The organism is Cellulomonas septica (assembly GCF_012396155.1).
Lineage (GTDB): Bacteria > Actinomycetota > Actinomycetes > Actinomycetales > Cellulomonadaceae > Cellulomonas > Cellulomonas septica.
The window spans coordinates 1-1253 of sequence record NZ_JAAXOY010000851.1 but is presented as its reverse complement, the minus strand read 5'-3'; the positions used below and the strand labels follow the sequence as shown (position 1 = coordinate 1253).

2 protein-coding genes are annotated in these 1253 nt (G+C 75.8%); both read left to right on the top strand.

The genetic code is table 11. The features are described from left to right. Nucleotides 1-803: 5-(carboxyamino)imidazole ribonucleotide synthase (locus HGA02_RS19775; protein ID WP_168681111.1), on the top strand; the 803-nt coding region annotated here is incomplete at its 5' end. An 89-nt stretch (nt 804-892) separates the two neighbouring features. Then, on the top strand, nt 893-1253 hold a 361-nt coding region (gene purE, locus HGA02_RS19770; protein WP_210728848.1), incomplete at its 3' end, for a 5-(carboxyamino)imidazole ribonucleotide mutase.

The following is a 1253-nucleotide window of genomic DNA, read 5'->3' as shown; positions in this document are numbered from 1 at the left end:
GGGCACCCGTCGCGGACGCCGACGACCTGCGCGAGTTCCTCGCCGCGAACGGCGACCAGGCGGTCGTGAAGACCACGCGCGGCGGCTACGACGGCAAGGGCGTGCGGGTGGTCCGGTCGGCCGACGAGGCCGCCGACTGGCTCGCGGCCGCCGCCGACGGGTCGGGCGCGGCCCTCATCGCTGAGGAGAAGGTGCCGTTCACCCGCGAGCTCGCGGTCCTCGTGGCGCGGCGCCCGAGCGGCGAGGTCCGGACGTGGCCCGTGGTCGAGTCCGTGCAGCGCGACGGCGTGTGCGCCGAGGTTGTGGCGCCCGCACCCGACCTGCACCCCGCGACCCGGGACCAGGCCCTCGACGTCGCGGTGCGCGTCGCCGAGGGGCTCGACGTCGTGGGCGTGCTCGCGGTCGAGCTGTTCGAGGTCGCCGGGCACGACGGCGCCCCGACCGTGCTCGTGAACGAGCTCGCGATGCGTCCGCACAACTCGGGCCACTGGACGATCGACGGCGCGGTCACCAGCCAGTTCGAGCAGCACCTGCGGGCGGTCCTCGACCTGCCGCTGGGCGACACGTCGGCGCGCGCCCCCTGGACCGTGATGGCCAACGTGCTCGGCAGCGCGCTCGACGAGCTCACCGACGCGCTCGACGACGTCGCCGCGGCGGACCCGCAGGCGAAGGTCCACCTGTACGGCAAGCAGGTCCGCCCGGGCCGCAAGCTCGGGCACGTGAACGTCAGCGGCGACGACCTCGACGAGGTGCGTCGCCGCGCCCGGGACGCCGCCGCGCTCCTGCGCGGCGAGCAGCCCTGACGACCCCACCACCTCGTCCCGGCGCGCGTGCCGCGGACCGCACGGACGGAGACACCGTGACCACGACGCAGCCCCTGGTCGGGATCGTGATGGGCTCGGACTCGGACTGGCCCGTCATGGAGGCCGCCGCGCTCGCGCTCGACGAGTTCGGCGTGCCGTACGAGGTCGACGTGGTGTCGGCCCACCGCCAGCCGGACAAGATGGTCGACTACGGCCGGACCGCCGCCGCGCGCGGGCTGCGCGTGGTCGTGGCCGGTGCCGGGGGAGCGGCCCACCTGCCGGGCATGCTCGCGTCGGTCACGACGCTGCCCGTCGTCGGCGTGCCCGTGCCGCTCGCGCACCTCGACGGCCTCGACTCGCTGCTGTCGATCGTCCAGATGCCCGCGGGCGTCCCCGTCGCGACCGTCTCGGTCGGCGGTGCGCGCAACGCGGGGCTCCTCGCGGTCCGCA